Here is an 18,512-nt window from a genome sequence, read left to right as displayed (position 1 = left end):
GCATAAAGCAAATGGTGAACCCGAAGGGCAAAAGGAAAAAGAAATAATAACGATACCACAAGCCTTTTAGCAATTTCTTATGGTTTATTTACGCCGTATTGTACTAGGGGCTATAGGCTAGGGTCTAGATTTCAATTAGTACTCGGCACTTTGCGATAAGATATAAAATTTTTTATTGGTCATGGCTAAGTTAGTGGTTTTGAAATTTGGAGACGTTAGTTTTAACCAAGGGTTTGGTGTGACGCTTCAGATTGGTGAAGAAAGCGATCGCCCAACCACAGAAATCACTGGTAGACTGCCACCATGCCCAGAAATGCAGCTATACTACACCCGTTGGCAATCGAGTTATCGTCAAATTGGTAATACCTTTCGCTTAGATGCAGAGAAAATTCAAGTCACAAATGTTTCTATTACCCAAAGTTGCCAAGATTTAGCCCATGTTTTACAGGCACGTTTTAATACTTGGTTGCGTTCCGAAGAATTTCGCCCACTGCGCGAGAAATGGCTAGAAAAACTCATGCCTACAGATGAGGTACGGGTAATTTTACAAACAGATAACAGTCAATTGCAGAGATTACCTTGGCATCTATGGGAATTACTTGATCGCTATCCTAAAGCAGAAATTGCGATCGCTTCACCAACCTACGACAGCATCCCCCAACTCCGCACGCAAAACCAAAAAGTTAAAATTTTAGCCATTGTCGGCAACAGTCAAGGCATTGACACCCAAGCTGATTTAGCAATTTTGCAACAATGTCAAAATGCCGATATCACCTTTTTAGTAGAACCACAGCGTCAAGAATTAAACGATTTTCTCTGGCGGCAAAATTGGGATATTTTATTCTTTGCGGGACACAGTTCTAGTCAGGGAAATGATGTCACCGGGCGAATTTATTTAAACAAAACCGATAGTTTCAGCATTCACGAGTTAAGATATGCCCTCAAACAAGCCATCGAACGCGGCTTGCACTTGGCAATTTTTAACTCCTGTGATGGTTTGGGACTAGCGCGAGAATTAGCTGATCTCCATATTCCCCAAATGGTGATTATGCGTGAACCTGTCCCCGACCAAGTAGCCCAAGAATTTTTGAAATATTTTTTAACAAGTTTTGCCGGAGGAGAATCTTTATACCAAGCAGTTCGTCAAGCCAGGGAACGTTTACAAGGCTTAGAAGATAAATTTCCCTGTGCGACATGGCTACCAGTAATTTGCCAAAATCCCGCCCAAATACCCCTAAATTGGCAAGAAATCACACCCAAAATCAAACCAGTTGTAATTACATCTCAATACCCCAAATTGCACTGGAAATTAGGTATAGCCTCTAGTGTCGTCATGACATTGGCAATTTTGGGGTTGCGGTTTTTTGGAGTTTTCCAAAGTGCAGAACTCCAAGCTTACGATCAAATGATGCGATCGCGCCCCGATGAAGGCCCAGATCAGCGACTATTAATAGTGACTATTGACGATGCCGATTTAGTCAACCAACGCCGTAGCGGTCAGGTTTTGAAGGGAACTTCTTTATCTGATCAATCACTCAATGCCTTACTAATCAAATTACAAGAATACCAACCGCGAGCGATCGGTTTAGATATTTATCGTGATTTTCCTGCCGAACTGCCAGAATTAGCTCAAAGGTTACAAAAAAACTGATAATTTAATTGGTGTGTGTAAAGGTAGTGATTCAACTGTCATGACCAAAGGCATTGAACCACCACCAGAAATTCCCAACAATCGGCAAGGATTCAGCGACTTTCTTCATGATCCAGATGGAGTGGTGCGTCGCCATTTGATGTTTTTTACCCCAGAAACAGCATCTCTGTGTTCTGCTGACTATGCGTTCAGTACACAATTAGCATTTCGTTATCTTTTACCATTGGGAATTCAAGCAAAATTTACCCCCCAAGGAAATCTACAGTTAGGTAATACCATTTTTCCCCGTTTATCATCTCGTAGTAGCGGCTATCAAGGCATTGATGCCAATAGCGGTCAAACCTTACTCAACTATCGCGCTACTAAGAAAATTGCCGAAACCGTCACACTCACCCAAATTTTATCGAGTCCGATGAACTCTAGCGCCATCAAAGACCGAATTATTTTAATTGGTGTGACAGCTAGAGGTGATTTTCCTGACTATTGGGCAACACCATTCAGCAGCAAATTAGACACACAAATGCCTGGAGTGATCGTTCAGGCACACATGATTAGCCAAATTATTAGTGCCGTCTTAAATCAGCGACCATTGTTGACAGTTTGGCCTTTTGGGTGGGAAATACTTTGGATATGGGGTTGGTCTGTGGTTGGTGGCTTGCTAGTTTGGCGGTGGCGGCGGCTACCCTTGTTGGCATTAGCCTTGGGTATTACCTCTGGCATACTTTATTTACTCTGTCTCGGTTTATTAATCTGGGGTGTCTGGGTGCCTTTTGTCCCTTCAGCTTGGTTGCTGTTAGGAACAACAAGTACTATTGCCATCCAAAATTGCCCGTCGAAGTTTTGGCAAAAATGGAAAAAATGAACAATTAACCGCTTGAAACAGTAGTCTACAGAGATATACTCAACTTTTTCAGCCTCACACAACCGGAGTTTACAACTGATGAAAATATTACTCGGATTAACTCTAGGCTATGTAGGTGTTTTAGCCAGCCAAACCCTAGTACTAGCAGCAACACCAACGCCAATGGCAACATCAATGCCAATAGCTAGTCAGAATATGAAGACTGTATCCCAAACAGTAAATTTTAATCCACCTAAACCACCAGCAGATCCACCGCCAGGAGGTCGGGTATTGGGTGGTGCAAAACGCGGTTCTTGTCCCCAAGTCAAACAAGATTTGACGGCTTTAGTACCTTATACAAAAGAACCTTCTTCAATTACAAATGTTTGGTCATTAACTACATCACCAAACCCAACATTTTGGTTTTATGTGCCGTATTCCCAAAAAGACAATCTTCCTGCTAAGTTTGTCTTGCAAGAAGATCAGCCACAATCAAAGGAATTGTATAACCAACCAATAGCACTGCCAAAAAATCCTGGAATCATTAGTGTGACTTTACCTGCTAATGCTCCCAAATTAGCTGTCAATCAACAATATCGTTGGTTTTTGACTTTTGCTTGTGAGACTCAAGAACCATCACCTCCTATTTATGTTGAAGGAGTAGTTAAACGAGTTAACCTCAGTCAAGCAACTACCAAAGAACTACAAACAGCCACACCTCTAGAACAATTTGCCATCTATGCCCAAAATGGTATTTGGCATGAAGCAATCACAATACTAGCTACCCTCAGACAAGAACATCCCCAAGATTTAAAACTCAACACACAATGGCAAGATTTGTTAGCCAGTGTCCGTTTAAGCGATGTCGCTACAGAACCAATTTTGTCAGATAAGCACTAAATAAGGGTGTAGGAGTGTAAGGGTGTATGTATCTCAAACCCCTAGACCACACCCTTACGACCAGTCTCCACAGAAAAATTTACACTCCACACTTCATTTAGCCAAAATGCACAATCAAGTCACAGTTATTGACCATCCGTTAATTCAACATAAACTAACTTTGATGCGGAAGGCTGAAACTAGCACGACGAAATTTCGCAACCTCCTCAAAGAAATTAGTTTGTTGTTAGGTTATGAAGTAACGCGCAATTTATCTCTAAAATATGAAGAGATTAAAACACCCCTTGCGCCAATGAATGCACCCGTGCTTGCACCAGATAAAAAGCTGGTGTTAGTGTCTATCATGCGGGCGGGGCAAGGCATTTTAGATGGTATGTTGGAGTTAATGCCATCAGCAAGGGTTGGTCATATTGGTTTATATCGTGACCCTAAGACTTTAATTCCGATTGAATATTATTTCAAAGTTCCCCACGATGTTGAACAACGGGACATGATTATTGTTGACCCGATGTTAGCCACAGGAAATTCTGCTGTTGCGGCTGTAGACAGGTTGAAATCTACTAACCCGTTATCGATGAAGTTTGTTTGCTTACTAGCAGCCCCAGAAGGGTTAGAACATTTCTGCAATGTTCATCCTGAAGTACAAGTTTATACTGCTGCTATTGATGAGTATGTGGATGAACATGGTTATATTATTCCAGGTTTGGGTGATGCGGGCGATCGCTTATTCGGCACAAAATAAGTAAATACTATTCTTCAATTCATTGGGTTCGGGAAGTAAGGGACTTCCAACTGAAAAAATATACTATCACTGTGTAGGCAGACGGGCAGGGGGCAGGGGGAAAATAACGATGTCTCCTTTCGGAAATTGGATAATTTATTTTCTGGCAGTCCCTAAAAACTAAATCTATCTTGTGACAGAGAGTAATTAATCAGTTTATGTATTATTGTTTGTCTAATTACACCATAGCCTTTTTAAGAAGGGGCTAGAGGGGAGCGAATTTCATACAGCGTTATAAGAAATTGGGATTAATTCCATACCCAACTTCACAATTTTTACTTGTTGCTAACTGCATAAGAGTTATTGCATTTGTTTTGAAATAGTGAATAAAGAATCACATCTTGACATAAAATAAATAGCCGACCTAAATATAGTTGATTTTTTATTTTTTGAGAGTAGATAGTAAGCGTTCCAAAATGAGTTATCAGGCGCTATTGCTCAGATAGATTAGCTGATGCGGCACAAACAAACTATTACTACAAGTAACAAGTCTTTTCAAAATTTTATCAAACCCAGATTTTTTAACCAAAAAAAACTTTGATAAACTGCTTTATTTTATCAAAAATAGTGCGGTTTTACAGAACAAATTAACTTGTTTATCAGAAAAATCGCTTTTTACTATTTTTTGCTGTGCATCATTAAAATTGTGGTTGACATGGCTCGTTTTTAAGTGATAATAGCTAAGGCTATAATTGCTATCTAAGTTTTTTTATTATTTATTTTCACAAAATCAAATAGGAAAAAAATATGAATTAATCTGACCTTGATTGTTTATAGAGAATGGTATATATAATATGAATATATATTATGTAAATTATCAATCGCAACCCTATTTAAGCAAGACTCAATTCATCAAACTACTAGGATTAAATAATAACAAAAATAATGTCATCCCCCACTATTGGACAACTTGAAAGAGAAATTGCACAACAGGTTAGTGCTTTGTATTATAAACAACTAGGGCAACGTCCTAACCAAGTTGTATGTCATTTTTTTGATACCGAATTGGTAATTTCTCTAGAAAAATCAGCTTCCTTAGTTGAGTTAACATTAATATCTGGTGGGTATGAGAACTTGGCCGAACAAGTCCGCCTATTTTTAGACAAAATTATTAAACCAAAACTACAAAATTTATTGGAAGAAATCATTGGTAAGCCAATAATTGATTTAATGACTAATACAAATTTAGCTACAGGAAGAACAGGGATAATTGTAGTGTTACAACAGCTACCAGAAGTGCGGAATCCTGAGTCTATACCTAAAGCAAACTTGAAGAATTTAGCTGAGTGAAATGACAGGACAAAACTGCATCTAGTTTATGCAAATTATAGGGCTTTGTCAGATAAGCATCTGTACCTGTTAAAAAAGAGGCGTTCGGAGTTTTTTTTCCAGATACCAAGGGATTACTGCAACAATTGGAATTTTGGCAGTTTTTTTTATCTTGTTTAAGATAATCAATAACTTGACCACCAGTAATATCAGAAATCATCATATCTAAGATGATTAAATCAGGCTGATGTGTTTGCGAGAGTATCAAAGCTTTGATTCCTTGTTTTGCACAAATACAAGCATAATGTAATGCTTTAAGGTGGTAATTTAGAAGTTCTAAATTGTATATATTCTCTTCGACAACTAATATTAGTGGCTGTCCCTTCATAAACAACAAGTCACCTTTCAATGAAAGACTACCTACCCAAAATTCTGAATTTATCCACTCTCAGAATGACTCCACTAACAGCGAAGTCATATTCTCTAGTAAATATTTGATGGTTACGAGGTTATCTTGACAAGGCTGTGTGCGGCTCAAAATGGACTAGCTCGTGTATGACTCACTAGGTTGATTGTCTATGCTGAAGTTAAGGGTAGACAATGACAAGCCAGTGGCAATATCAAGCAAACATCATGACTAAAAGTGTACATTTCTTCTAGGGTGATATGCAACAGTAATCAGTATCAAATTTTCTAACCACTGTTATAACTAGCTCAGTGTTAAAAATAATCGTTATGGAAAAGCAGGAGGCAGGAGGCAGAAGGGAAGAGGATGGTAGCCTTGTTTACCTTTCTTAACTTAGTTTTGTTTTTTCACGCCGACTTACTTAGAATTTATGATGATCTGCGATTTTCAGGAAAATAATTAACGCCCAAGGCTTTTGATGGTGCAACTTTAGCAGCTAATCCCAACAATGCGAAGAAAGCGATCGCATAAAGTAAAATAACTAGAAACTGGTAAGGAATATTTGCACCCAAAGCCTGGATACGTAACTGTAAAGCTTCAGTCACGCTAAATAATAAACAAGCCAAAATACTACCTCTAGGATGCCAACGATATTACTGGTTATGCAGGAAGTTTAGAATGCAAGCGTTGGTTCCTTCATCATGAAGGTGTGAAATTGATTTAGCGTAACCTAAGATAGATGCGGAGAATCTTTAGTTTATGAGAGATATTAAAACACATATAAATCTGACAACAAAATATTTAGGTACTTATTAGTAGTGGGCAAAAAGCAGTATAAAAATTCCTGGAAACGAGAAATAAATGATATTGTTCGTGGTATTTGTGGAGGTTTTTTATTTGGCATTCCACTAATATATACAATGGAAGTATGGTGGATTGGCTCATTAGCAAAACCGAGATTAATTGCAATAGCGATCGCCTTAATGTTTATTGTAGTTTTTTTACTCAATTATACAGATGGATTTCGGAAGCGCAGAAATACTTGGCGACTAGATGAAGCTGCAATAGACACTGTAGAAGCAATGGCAATTGGATTTGTATGTGCTGCATTTATGTTGTGGTTATTGCAAGAAATTACCCCAGCAACCTCCTTAAAAGAATCATTGGGAAAAGTGGTCTATGAAGGCGTACCATTTACCCTTGGTGTAGCATTAGCTAACCAATTTCTCCAAACAGGTAATCAAAATAATTCAACATCAGCTACTCATAAAAATAATTTACACGCCACATTAGCTGATTTAGGCGCAACTGTAATTGGTGCAACTGTGATTGCTTTTAACATTGCACCAACAGACGAAGTTCCTATGTTAGCAGCGGCTATTTCTCCTGCTTGGTTATGGGTTTTAATGGCTGCGTCTTTAGTAATTTCCTACGCTATTGTTTTTCAAGCTGGTTTTTCCGACCAAAAAAAAACGTAGACAGCAAAAAGGAATTTTTCAGCGCCCATTAAGTGAAACTACCATATCTTATTTAGTATCTTTGCTTGCTAGTGGCGCAATGTTATTCTTCTTTCAAAAGCTCACTTTATCAGACCCTTGGATGATGTGGTTAGAACATACTTTAGTTTTGGGATTACCTGCAACTATTGGCGGCGCGGCAGGTAGGTTAGCAATATGATGGAAACAGAACCACAACCAGAACGCTCTTTAGCTGAATGGATAACATTTGGAATAGCTTTGTCTATTCTGGCAGTTGTGATTAGCTTAGTCGGGTATATGTGGCTGAATGAAAAAAATCAGCCTCCTATTTTGTCAGTAAATCAAAAATCGGCAATTAAAGAAATTGAGGGTAAATTTTATGTTCCCTTTGAAATAGTTAATACTGGTGGTGAAACTGCGGAATCAGTGCAGATTATTGCTGAGTTAAAAATCGCTGATCAGGTGGTAGAAACAGGAGAGCAACAAATTGATTTTTTATCTGATGGCGAGAAGGAAGAAGGTGCATTCATATTTAGCAAAAATCCCAGTCAAGGACAATTAAATGTCCGGGTTGCCAGCTATAAATTGCCATAATTTAGGTGTAAAGCTTTAGGAGTCAGAATGTTTATCAAAATCAGAACACTGTCACCAATCAATTTAGCAATCATGTTGAATTATTTCTAACTTCTGATTTCTGACTCCTGGGTGCTGAATTTTTAAAGTTAATTTATCTTTGATTTGCAATTTGCGGTGGCGGTAAGATGACTTTTTTTCGCTAAACCCAAACTCCGCAAAAGTTGAATACTCCACCAAGTAATGTCAATTTCCCACCACTGAAAGCCAGATTTGGCAACGTGGGGAAAAGTATGATGGTTGTTGTGCCAGCCTTCGCCATAAGTTAGGAGTGATACCCACCACAAGTTACGTGCGCCATCATTCGCGTCGAAGGTACGATAACCCCAAAGATGAGATGCAGAATTAACAAACCAAGTGGAGTGCCACAATAATACTGCTCTCACAAACATTCCGTAGATGACAAAAGACCAGCCGCCTAGAGCATATAACAATAATCCCAAGGGAATTTGCAACAATAAGAAGTAGCGATCTAGCCAACGGTAGAAAGGTTGTCTTTCTAAATCTGGCGCATATTTTTTATAAGTATCATAGTCAAAAAACTCTGGGCGGGGATACATAATCCATAGTATATGGCTCCACCAAAACCCCCGTTGGGCAGAGTAAGGATCTAAGTTAATATCTTCTGTATGGGCATGGTGCTGGCGGTGTCCACCAATCCAAAAAATCGGCCCACCTTGGAGTGCTAAGGCTCCGATAATGGCGATCGCATATTCTAACCACTTGGGTACTTGGAAACTCCGATGGCTTAAAAGTCGATGATATCCTAAACAGATGCCAATACTCCCGAATAACCAATGGAGAAACACTAGCAATCCTAGCGCCGACCAAGAAAAAAACCAAGGAGCCAACATAGCTAAGGCGTGAATAGCAGCAAAAAAAGCTACATTCACCCATCTCAGGCGAGGCGAATTTCCTGTCTCAGAAGCAACCGCCAGATATTTTGCAGTCATAAACATTTCCGTTGATGGATCATGAAGTGATTTGCTGGGATTTGGGTAAACTTCCCCAAGAAATTTTCCCATTCTGTAAACTAGTTCGTTACAGTGAACTTAAGCAAGTATCACTTACATTAGGCATCGTAACAACTATTGGTTTTTTATGCAAGTGGCACTTGCATTATTTCTTATGGCATCTCAATCAATCTCAGCCCGCCAACGTTTGATTCAAGCAGCACTAGAATTATTTACTACACAAGGAGTTAGTAATACTACCACCCGCCAAATTGCCGAAAAAGCTGGAGTCAATGAAGTGACTTTGTTTCGACATTTTGGGAATAAACACGGGCTACTGTTGGCAGTATTAGAAGAATCAGCAGCATTTAAGGATTTAGGAGAATCTTTAGTCCAGAGGGCTACTCCTCCAGGTAACGTTTATCAAGCCCTGAAAGATTATGCAAGTGATAGCTTACATACATTAGAACGAGTCCCAGAGTTTGTGCGGTCGGTGGTGGGTGAAGCAGACCAATTTCCTGCCGAAAATCGCCGTGCTTTGGGGAGAGGATTAACAGAAGCCAACCGCTATGTAGCGCAGTATTTAGCCACTGTCATCCAACAGGGAGACATCAATACCTATCTACCGGCAGAAAAATTAGCTAGTTTACTGAATGGCATGATTTTGGGATATGCGGTGATTGAATTCACAAGCGAATTTCATGAACTATGGGAAGATCGAGATGATTTTTTAGAAAATTTAGTGGAGTTGTTTTTACATGGAGCGATGTCTACTGCTCCCCAGTTAACCAAAGAAGCTGTAATTATCCAAGAAGTAGATGATTTGCCTGGGATTTTAGTGCATAAAATTCTGCAAAATTCTAGGAAGTCAGGAATACAAGACTATGCTTTAGCATACCTGTTATTTGGTGCTGGTTTATCTGTTGCTGAGATAATTGGCTTGCAGCGATCGCACCAAATTTCCGATACTCAAGGACTAATACTGCAAATCACTACCCCAACCTTACCCCGCCAAGTGCCTGTGAACCAGTGGATTTTGGGTAAACACTACGGTTCCTATAGCAACAATCCTTTGATTAAATGGCTGAAAAGTCGCAAAGATTATCATCCGGCGATGTTTATTGACAATCTAGGTAATCCTCTTTCTGAGTCAGAATTGCTGCAACGTTGGGAAGTTTGGACTCAAGGATTGTTAACACCCCAAGGTAAACCACCAGAAATTACTCAAGCACAACAAACATGGTGTGTAGAAATGTTAATGCGAGGTGTGAGTTTAGATGATTTGAGTATTTTAACAGGCTGCGATCGCTCTCAATTGCAGCCTTACGCCCGCCGCGCTAAAGAAAAAGCAGCCCTAGAAGCAGCAATTCGTTTAGATCATAAGCCAGCATGAAGTAATAAGTCAAAAGTTAAAATTTAAAAGTTAAAAGAAAGAATAGTGGTTTTAAACGGCTTAATTTATCGATTTTTTACTTTTTACTTTTTACTTCTCAAAGCTTTCTGTCTTATAGTAGATGCCTAATTGCTGTATAAAATTGAGACTTAGCTAAAATCACCTCTTGCCTTGTTTTATGATGACGCTCATCCAGAAAATTCATGAATCAAAAAATCAGCAAAATCTTCAAGCAGTCGGGGGTCATTCCTTATAGGGTGCAGAACGGCAACATCGAAATCTTACTGATTACAACCCGCGATCGCAATAGTTGGGTAATTCCCAAGGGCGGAATTGCCAAAGGGATGAGTCCGCCTGCTTCCGCCGCCAAAGAAGCTTGGGAAGAAGCCGGGATCATTGGACAAGTAGATGTCAACGCCGTAGGTAGTTATAGATATCGCAAACGCGGCAAAATCTACCGGGTGCAGATGTATTTACTGTTAGTTGAAATGTTGAGTGAAGATTATCCCGAAGCTGGGCAAAGACAGCGAGAATGGTTAGATGTTAACCTTGCCATTCAAATGGTGAAGCAAAATTCCCTGAAAAAGATTTTGCATCAATTTCTCCAATTCCAATCCAATTCTTGTCTATCATTTGTGAACACACAAACTTCAGCTTAAAAACAAGAGATCAAGGCAAGAGAAATCACAAAGTCTTGGCATTCATTCCTTAATGGTAGAAATCCCAGATTTAGCGATGAAATTAATCGAAAATCTGCAATTAAAATTTCTCAAGCCTTTAAAATTATCTATGGATTAACCCAAAATCCAAAATCTAAAATTGTCCGACGCTTTTTTGATACGATAAAAATTCCGACTCGTTACATAACGATTGACCTATGAGCAAAGGCACCCTGTTTGATAAAGTTTGGGACTTACACACCGTTGATACACTTCCTTCAGGGCTGACACAACTATTTATCGGCCTGCATCTAATTCATGAAGTCACTAGTCCCCAAGCCTTTGCGATGTTGCGCGAACGAGGTCTGGAGGTACTGTTTCCCCAACGGACTGTAGCGACAGTAGATCACATTGTACCTACAGATAATCAGGTACGTCCTTTTGCCGACAGTGTGGCAGAAGCAATGATTCAAGCCCTGGAACAGAACTGTCAAGAAAATAACTTAACTTTTTATAATATTGGTTCTGGCAATCAAGGTATAGTCCATGTGATTGCCCCAGAATTAGGATTAACCCAGCCAGGAATGACGATCGCTTGTGGAGATAGCCACACATCAAGTCATGGTGCGTTCGGTGCGATCGCTTTTGGGATTGGGACAAGTCAAGTCCGCGATGTTCTCGCCTCCCAAACCCTAGCCCTCGCTAAACTCAAAGTCCGCAAAATAGAAGTAAACGGCACTCTCAACCCTGGTGTTTACGCCAAAGATGTAATTCTGCATATTATCCGCACCTTGGGCGTGAAAGGTGGTGTCGGTTACGCCTATGAATTTGCCGGGACAACCTTTGAGGCGATGAACATGGAAGAACGGATGACCGTTTGTAACATGGCGATCGAAGGTGGGGCGAGATGCGGTTATGTCAATCCCGATCAAGTTACCTACGATTATCTCCAAGATAGAGACTTTGCCCCCAAAGGTGCAGACTGGGAACAAGCAGTAACTTGGTGGGAATCGATCAAGAGTGATGCTGATGCCGAATACGATGATGTCGTTGTCTTCGATGCAGCTGAGATTTCACCCACAGTTACTTGGGGAATTACCCCTGGTCAAGGAATCGGCATTAATCAATTCATCCCCAAACCCGAAGAACTGGCAGAAGAAGACCGTTTTGTTGCCGAAGAAGCTTATCGCTACATGGATTTATTACCCGGTCAACCAATCAAAGGCACAAAAATCGATGTCTGCTTTATTGGTAGCTGCACTAACGGTAGAATTAGCGATTTGCGAGAAGCCGCCAAAATTGCCCAAGGTCGCCGCGTGGCTGAAGGAATCAAAGCCTTTGTTGTCCCCGGTTCCGAACGAGTGAAACAAGCCGCCGAAGCCGAAGGATTAGACAAAATCTTTGCCGCCGCAGGTTTTGAATGGCGCGAACCAGGATGTTCGATGTGTTTGGCGATGAATCCTGACAAACTCCAAGGTAGACAAATCAGTGCTTCTTCTTCTAATCGCAACTTTAAAGGTAGACAAGGTTCCGCCTCTGGTCGCACATTACTCATGAGTCCGGCGATGGTGGCGACTGCGGCTATTAAGGGCGAAGTTGCTGACGTGCGGGATTTGCTTTAGATAGCGAACTCAGCGATACTCTGCGTTTACAAACCAATCTTTTTTTATCTCACGCAAAGGCGCAAAGGCGCAAAGAAAATTATGGGAAGTGAAATTAAACAAGTATCTGGGCGGGCTGTACCTTTAGTTGGTGATGACATTGATACAGACCGGATTATTCCTGCCCGTTTTTTAAAAGCGATTACTTTTGATGGTTTGGGCGAAAATGCGTTTATTGATGACCGCACAGCTTTAAAGGGTGAACATCCTTTTGACCAGACCCAATATCAAGGCGCAAATGTGTTGATTGTGAATCGTAACTTTGGCTGTGGTTCATCACGAGAACATGCACCACAAGCGATCGCTAAATGGGGTATTAAAGCTTTAATTGGTGAAAGTTTTGCCGAAATCTTTTTCGGTAATTGTGTGGCGATTGGTGTGCCTTGTGTAACAGCAGATGGGGCAACAGTCAAACAATTACAAGAACTAGTCACAGCAAATCCCCAAGCCACAGTAACGGTAAATTTAGAAACCTTACAAGTGCAGATTGGTGACTTCACAGCCCCAGTTTTCATTGGTGAAGGTTCTAGAAATATGTTCGTTTCTGGTAGTTGGGATGCTTGCGGTCAGTTAGTTGCCAACGCTGATAAAATTCGCTCTACAGCTGCGAAGTTGCCTTATGTCGGTTGGGGTAAGTTGGCTGTATAAATGAAAATTAACCGCCGATAGATGCAGGTTTGTGCCATCTCGGCGGCATAGCTAATTTAAAATTGAATTACAAATGTATTGGAAGAATCTAATATGACGGTAACAGGTAAAAATAATCTAACGTCATTGTTGCCACATTTAGGAAAAACGCCAGAAGAACAATTACGGCTAAATCAAGCTGCAATAAAACTCTTGCAGAAATGGATAGCAGAAGAAGTATCAGAGGGTGAATCAATCCAAAGAGAAATATATTTTGAATCCTTCAAACAAATAGTTGATAATGAAAGACTGTCAGGACATAAAATTTATTCTCAGGAATGATTGTTTTTCTCGATACAGGCGTGCTGGGTTTGTTATCATCTGAAACCAACATCGCCATAACTTTTATAATCTTACTTCTGACTCCTGACTTCTGACTTCTTGTTCATAACACTAGTAACTACATTAATTAAATTTTCAGGATCAACAGGTTTAGTTAAGTAATGCTGAAAGCCGGCGGCGAGAATTTTTAAACGGTCTTCTTCATGAGAAAATGCGGTTAAAGCGATCGCTGGAATATCGCCACCGTTTTCTGGTGCTAAATCCCGGACTTGTTGGATTAAATTATAACTGTCTGGTGCTGACATACTGAGGTCACTAATCAAGATATCTGGTTGTGTTTCTTCAATAATTACCAGTGCAGTCTCAATTGATGCCACTGCTGTAACATTTGCGCCATACTCTTCAAACATAAAGGCCAAAAAGTTGCGGCTGTCAGTTTCATCACCAACAACCAACACTTTCAAGCCTACCAAGGGTGTATTCCCGGCTGTACAAGAAATCGAGTTATCAGCTTTACCATCAAGACTTGGACTTGGCATTAAGGGGAGTCTTAAAGTAAAAGTTGCACCCTGTCCTTTACCTGGGCTGTCTGCAATAATGATGCCGTTGTGTAGTTCTACCAAGTGACGGACGATCGCTAGTCCTAATCCTAAACCATTGTGCGATCGCGTGGTGGTGCTGTCTGCTTGGCGGAACCTTTCAAATACTTTGGGGAGAAAGTCTGATTCAATGCCAATTCCTGTATCAATTACCTGAATTTGAGCATAAGATGAACTCACAAACTTAATGGGAGATACACCAGAAGAAAGTACAATTTCTCCTGATGGGATTAGCTCTCTAGGCTCTGGATCAGTTTTTTGGATGAGTTCTAAATTGACAGTGACTTTACCATGTTGTGGTGTAAACTTAATGGCATTACTCAAAAGATTCCAGACGATTTGTTGTAAACGTACTGGATCACCACAAACTGAACCAATGGCAGAATCAAGAATTGTGCTAATTTGAATATGTTTAGCCTCAGCTAAGGGACGTACTGCTTCTAGGGCGGCTTCGATGACAGCTACTAAGTTAACTACACATAAATTCAGTTTTAGTTGACCACGAATAATCCGCGATACATCTAAAATATCTTCAATTAATTGCACTTGAGATGTAGCATTACGTTCAATGGCTTCTAAAGCTTTCGCAGTTGCTTTGTCATCCAGTTTTTTAGAACGTAATATTTTTGACCAGCCCAGCATAGAAGTTAAAGGCGTGCGGAGTTCGTGAGAAAGCACAGCCAAAAACTCATCCTTCATTTGGTTGGCGGCTTCTGCTTCTTGTCTGGCTGTTTGTTCTCGAATGATTTGAGCGCGGACTTCTTCAGCTTGCTTACGTTCTGTGATGTCTTCTAACGTGCCAACATAGCCAAGTAATTTTCCTTGAGCCGAAACCATCCGGGATGAGCGTACCTGTACCCAACGCCGACTATGATTAGCCGTGAGAAATTGAAAATCCTCTGAGTAGTTTTGAAAACCATTGTCCAAGTATTTTGACCAGGTAGCGATCGCTCTTTCCTTATCATCTGGATGGACAAATTCCAGCCATTGTTTTTCTAAACTTTCGGCTGCATTTAAACCACAAATGGCCTGATAGTGAGGATTAGTATACTTACATTTTCCTGCCGTATCTATTTCAAAAATCCCCACCGGCGAACAAGTACTTAAAGAACGAAAACGTTCTTCACTTTGCCGTAATTCTGCATTTACAGCTGCTAGTTGAGTTGCATGTTCCTTAATGGCTTGCGTCTTTTTAAATAGCTCAACAAATACTGTAACTTTCGATATTAATATGTTCGTATCTATAGGCTTAAGCAAATAATCAACCGCCCCTAGTGCATAGCCTTTAAATAGCATTTGGTCACTAGTACTAAAGGCGGTGAGAAAAATAATTGGAGTTTGACGCGACCTTTCTCGACTACGAATTAAATTAGCAGTTTCAAAGCCATCCATTCCTGGCATTTGTACATCCAGCAAAATGACTGCAAAATCTTGATGCAGCAGACACCGCAAAGCCTCAGAACCAGAGGTTGCTTTAACTAAATTTTCTCCCAGTCTTTCTAAAATTGCTTCTAGTGCCAACAAATTTTCTAATTTGTCATCTACCAAAAGGATGTTGACTTTGGGTTCAGGCTGCATGATTTATCGCACTATAATTCAGTTCAGGTCTAGGTTTCAATCTCTTGAAAGGGGATTGCTTGAATTATTATGACACGCCAAAGATTCTCTCATTTGTCATTTGTCAAAAGCCTGAAGCATGAAATTTCAGACTTCACACTTCAGACTTAAGGCTTCAGACTTCCTATTTTCCCTTATCTTTGCAAACTGCGAGGATCAAGGGCATCTCTTAAACCATCACCCAGTAAGTTAAATGCTAGTACTGTCAAAATAATCAGCACGGCTGGCGGCCAAATTAACCAAGGTTGGAGTACCAAAATTGAAGCATTGCTGGCGAGGGAAAGCATATTTCCCCAAGAAGGATCAGGCTGTTGAATGCCTAAACCAATTAAACTTAAAACTGCTTCAGCACCAATAAAACTCGGAACGGCTAAAGTTGCGGAAATAATGATATAAGTGGCAGTTTGCGGCAGAACGTGACGCACAATAATGTAAAGGGGATTGCCACCCATTGCCCGTGCAGCCTGGACAAATTCTCGTTCTTTAATCGAAAGTACTTGTCCGCGAATTACCCTCGCTAAACCAGCCCAACTAATTACAGATGTAATAATCACAATTAATAAAAAGCGTTGGGTACTACTTAACCCTGGTGGTAAAACTGCGCCTAATGTCACCAGCAAATAAATACTAGGGAAAGTCATCAATACTTCTGCCAAGCGCATAATCACACTATCTAGCCAGCCACCAAAATAGCCAGACATTCCCCCCAACAACAGACCGAGGGGAAAGGTAAAAATTACGCCGATAATGCCAATAAATAAACTAATGCGACCGCCGTGTAGCAAGCGGCTGAATTGGTCGCGTCCTTGGTCATCAGTCCCAAAAATATTCAATTTAGCGTTATTATCTGCACCAAATAAATGCCAACTTAAGGGGATTCCGGGAAAAATTGTGACTTCATCCCATTTAGGTGGTATGGGTAAACTCAACTGCAACAGGCGGTATTCTGGCCCAGATACAAATAAACGTAGAGGAGATGGCTTTGTAAAGTCTACTATTAACTGGCGATCGCCTGTCTTAATATCAGTGTCTCCCTGAGTTGTTGGGTAAATATGGGGGCCAATAAATTGCCCAGAAGACTTTGACACCCAATAAATTTTTGTTGGTGGTAGCAGTGAACCATTTGGCTGTGATCCATAAGGGTCATAAGGAGCAACAAAATCAGCCGCAATCACTGCTACATAGAAAATTAACAGCAAAATTGCCCCAAACCGCGCCAAAGGGTTTTTCTTGAGTCTTTGCCACCAATTCATAATTTATTAGTCCTTTGTCCTTTGTCATTGGTCATTTGTTGTCTAAGTTTACTAATGACTAATGACTAATGACTACAATCTAAGCATGTAATTGCTCCATCATGTACATTTGTTCTTCTTGAATTTTTTCATGTTCGACGACAAACACATTGGAGTAGAGATTTGCCATCACTTGTTTGCCTTGTTGGGTGAGTGATAAGTAACGCAGACTATCCTTGATATAAGGATGTACACCATTCCAATAAAATTTGGCGTAATTTTTGCGTAAATCGGCTGGGGTTTCGTAGCCTAAGACTTTATTCATCCCCGTTTCTTCAAACTCGTAGTATAACGAGGTAATTTTCTTTAAGTAACGCGGGTCACTCAATTGTCCAATTAAATCAGCCGCCCTTACCAAGCCAGCAAAACTCACAGTGTCATGATGATCTTCGGCTGCTGGTACGGGAAAGCGAGTCCATTCAATGTTACTTTTAATTACCTCAGCATCTATAAGCTTGTGACCGCCAAAACGCTCATCAATGAAGAGCTTGGCTCTATCGACATGATAAGGTGTCAGGCTGGCATCAGAAGCACCAGGATGCAGGGAAATCATTCTGCCGTTTTTACCTGTGGCGTATAAACTTGCGGCTTCTTGATCTTGGCGGCAAACTCCTTTGACATAACCAATATCGTGGCAAACTAAGGAGATAATAAAGTGCAACCAATCTTCACTCGAAACACCACCTTCCCGGATGTGTTTGCCACGTAAAATTTCTTGCCCTACCAAGGTGACTAAAATAGAGTGTTCGACATTGTGATATAGGGCATCGCTATTGGCAATATTTTCCAACGCCATACTCCCAGCCCAGGCTATGATGTCTTGATAATCATTTTTGAGACAGCCATAAGTACGACTGTAGCCTTCTCGAATTTGCTTGACAAAAGCATCTATTAAAATTTCAGTGGCGTTGAACATATTGGTTGCTCAGTTCCAATCAAAATATTTCTTGTTTGTGATTAAGATTCCCAAATTTAAGGCTTTAGTTGGTATTGAAAAGTATATTCATCCTTTTTAACCCAGGTAAGGTTGTGAATGCTAGTTGCAGTAAATCTGGATCACATGATAGGTATACTTTCTTAGTTAACGTCAACAGATACTATTTGGCGTATCCTACGCTCATCAGTGTTTCATATTTATGCACACAATCCTGTGATCTGCATACAAAGGATCTGTGACGTTAATAAGACCTAGAGTGTGATAGCAATACAAAGTCAGATAGAGGAAAAATTTCCGTATAAATACGGTTTTTTCTTTTTATTTATAATAAAAAACATGACTTATGTCATGGTAGTCATATTGGGGATTATTACAATCAAAACTTAAAGATGGAAGTCAGATTTAATATACGGTAACTAGTCGCAAACTTTATTAAAAATAAGTAACATTTGTGTGTTTTCGCAGTGGAGGTG

Annotated in this window: 13 protein-coding genes and 4 pseudogenes; 11 read left to right on the top strand and 6 right to left on the bottom strand. The window is 40.2% G+C overall.

The genetic code is table 11. The features are described 5' to 3' along the window. Window positions 1-181: 181 nt before the first annotated feature. The 4 genes and pseudogenes from ACX27_RS03515 to ACX27_RS03500 all read left to right on the top strand — a co-directional run bounded on the left by ACX27_RS03515 (window position 182) and on the right by ACX27_RS03500 (window position 5,463). Window positions 182-2,513, top strand: a pseudogene (locus tag ACX27_RS03515) (CHASE2 domain-containing protein). A 78-nt stretch (window positions 2,514-2,591) separates the two neighbouring features. Continuing rightward, on the top strand, window positions 2,592-3,392 hold the full coding sequence (locus tag ACX27_RS03510; protein ID WP_062288491.1) for a DUF928 domain-containing protein: 801 nt from the start codon (window positions 2,592-2,594) through the stop codon (window positions 3,390-3,392). A gap of 106 nt (window positions 3,393-3,498) precedes the next feature. Next, window positions 3,499-4,134: a uracil phosphoribosyltransferase gene (upp, locus tag ACX27_RS03505; protein ID WP_062298112.1), complete on the top strand. Its 636-nt coding sequence runs from the start codon at window positions 3,499-3,501 to the stop codon at window positions 4,132-4,134. Window positions 4,135-5,058: 924 nt separating this feature from the next. After that, complete coding sequence (locus ACX27_RS03500) at window positions 5,059-5,463, top strand: Na-translocating system protein MpsC family protein (RefSeq protein WP_062288488.1); 405 nt, start codon at window positions 5,059-5,061, stop codon at window positions 5,461-5,463. Here the strand turns inward: ACX27_RS03500 and ACX27_RS03495 are convergent. After that, window positions 5,432-5,830, bottom strand: a complete 399-nt coding sequence (locus ACX27_RS03495; RefSeq protein ID WP_083468659.1) for a response regulator transcription factor — start codon at window positions 5,828-5,830, stop codon at window positions 5,432-5,434. The two genes, ACX27_RS03500 and ACX27_RS03495, sit on opposite strands and share 32 nt — an antisense overlap. 446 nt (window positions 5,831-6,276) lie before the next feature. Continuing rightward, a pseudogene (locus ACX27_RS03490) lies at window positions 6,277-6,498 on the bottom strand (ABC transporter permease); the annotation flags it as partial. Window positions 6,499-6,666: 168 nt separating this feature from the next. On the opposite strand from ACX27_RS03490, the pseudogene ACX27_RS03485 reads away from it, so the two are divergent. Together ACX27_RS03485 and ACX27_RS03480 are read left to right on the top strand one after the other, a co-directional pair. Beyond that, window positions 6,667-7,525, top strand: a pseudogene (locus ACX27_RS03485) (TIGR02587 family membrane protein). Continuing rightward, entirely contained in the window at window positions 7,522-7,920 is a 399-nt protein-coding gene (locus tag ACX27_RS03480) for a TIGR02588 family protein (protein ID WP_062288482.1), read from the top strand. Before ACX27_RS03485 ends, ACX27_RS03480 begins: the two are co-directional and overlap by 4 nt. Window positions 7,921-8,053: 133 nt before the next feature. On the opposite strand, the pseudogene ACX27_RS03475 reads toward ACX27_RS03480, so the two are convergent. Then, window positions 8,054-8,912 (bottom strand): annotated as a pseudogene (locus ACX27_RS03475) (acyl-CoA desaturase). A gap of 175 nt (window positions 8,913-9,087) precedes the next feature. On the opposite strand from ACX27_RS03475, the gene ACX27_RS03470 reads away from it, so the two are divergent. The 5 genes from ACX27_RS03470 to ACX27_RS03450 all read left to right on the top strand — a co-directional run bounded on the left by ACX27_RS03470 (window position 9,088) and on the right by ACX27_RS03450 (window position 13,594). Next, entirely contained in the window at window positions 9,088-10,305 is a 1,218-nt protein-coding gene (locus ACX27_RS03470) for a TetR family transcriptional regulator (protein ID WP_062288479.1), read from the top strand. A gap of 203 nt (window positions 10,306-10,508) precedes the next feature. Beyond that, window positions 10,509-10,964: an NUDIX hydrolase gene (locus tag ACX27_RS03465; RefSeq protein WP_062288476.1), complete on the top strand. Its 456-nt coding sequence runs from the start codon at window positions 10,509-10,511 to the stop codon at window positions 10,962-10,964. Between the two features lie 218 nt (window positions 10,965-11,182). Beyond that, the gene (leuC, locus tag ACX27_RS03460) at window positions 11,183-12,586 is read left to right on the top strand and encodes a 3-isopropylmalate dehydratase large subunit (RefSeq protein WP_062288459.1); all 1,404 of its coding nucleotides are present in this window, start codon (window positions 11,183-11,185) and stop codon (window positions 12,584-12,586) included. An 81-nt stretch (window positions 12,587-12,667) separates the two neighbouring features. Next, the gene (gene leuD, locus ACX27_RS03455) at window positions 12,668-13,273 is read left to right on the top strand and encodes a 3-isopropylmalate dehydratase small subunit (RefSeq protein ID WP_062288456.1); all 606 of its coding nucleotides are present in this window, start codon (window positions 12,668-12,670) and stop codon (window positions 13,271-13,273) included. Between the two features lie 78 nt (window positions 13,274-13,351). Then, window positions 13,352-13,594: a hypothetical protein gene (locus ACX27_RS03450; RefSeq protein ID WP_200929901.1), complete on the top strand. Its 243-nt coding sequence runs from the start codon at window positions 13,352-13,354 to the stop codon at window positions 13,592-13,594. Window positions 13,595-13,665: 71 nt separating this feature from the next. Here ACX27_RS03450 and ACX27_RS03445 read toward each other — a convergent pair whose 3' ends face one another. From ACX27_RS03445 to ACX27_RS03435, 3 genes are all read right to left on the bottom strand, one after another. Continuing rightward, a complete protein-coding gene (locus tag ACX27_RS03445; RefSeq protein ID WP_062288448.1) occupies window positions 13,666-15,771 on the bottom strand; it encodes a hybrid sensor histidine kinase/response regulator in 2,106 nt (701 codons plus the stop codon). A 173-nt stretch (window positions 15,772-15,944) separates the two neighbouring features. After that, entirely contained in the window at window positions 15,945-17,063 is a 1,119-nt protein-coding gene (locus ACX27_RS03440; RefSeq protein WP_062288446.1) for an ABC transporter permease, read from the bottom strand. A 79-nt stretch (window positions 17,064-17,142) separates the two neighbouring features. Beyond that, complete coding sequence (locus ACX27_RS03435) at window positions 17,143-18,018, bottom strand: Npun_R2479 family HD domain-containing metalloprotein (protein ID WP_062288443.1); 876 nt, start codon at window positions 18,016-18,018, stop codon at window positions 17,143-17,145. Between the last annotated feature and the right edge of the window lie 494 nt (window positions 18,019-18,512).

This window comes from Nostoc piscinale CENA21 (assembly GCF_001298445.1).
GTDB lineage: Bacteria > Cyanobacteriota > Cyanobacteriia > Cyanobacteriales > Nostocaceae > Nostoc_B > Nostoc_B piscinale_A.
Note: the sequence above shows the minus strand (reverse complement) of the source record. Positions and strands in the feature narration are given on the sequence as shown.